Source organism: Chromohalobacter sp. HP20-39 (genome assembly GCF_033052815.1).
Classification (GTDB): domain Bacteria; phylum Pseudomonadota; class Gammaproteobacteria; order Pseudomonadales; family Halomonadaceae; genus Chromohalobacter.
This window is the reverse complement of sequence record NZ_JAWHTP010000528.1, coordinates 1-286: the sequence shown is the minus strand read 5'-3', so window position 1 is coordinate 286 and position 286 is coordinate 1. Positions and strand designations below refer to the sequence as shown.

1 protein-coding gene is annotated in these 286 nt (G+C 55.6%); it reads left to right on the top strand.

Annotated features, from left to right (window positions below; translation table 11 throughout):
- A partial coding sequence (locus RVY79_RS19060) for a hypothetical protein (RefSeq protein WP_317466122.1) occupies positions 1-286 on the top strand: 286 nt, incomplete at both ends.

The window sequence follows — 286 nt, the reverse complement described above, 5'->3', positions numbered from 1 at the left end:
TCGCGTCCTTCAGCAGACTAGCCACACCACGTACACCACCACGAGCGACTATGAGTATGTAGTAACCGGCTACAACGAAGCTGGTGCGCCGGTGTACACCTATATGCAGGTGCAGCATAGTGTCCCGCACACCACAACGCAGAACCTGTGGTATGCCTATGACAGCATGAACCGCCAGACTCTGGTGGATGGCGCAGTCAACAACAATGCAACAGACATCGCTAATGTAGTCAGCGGCCAGGGACACATCCTGGCGTACGACAAGAACGGCAACCGCATCAGCGAC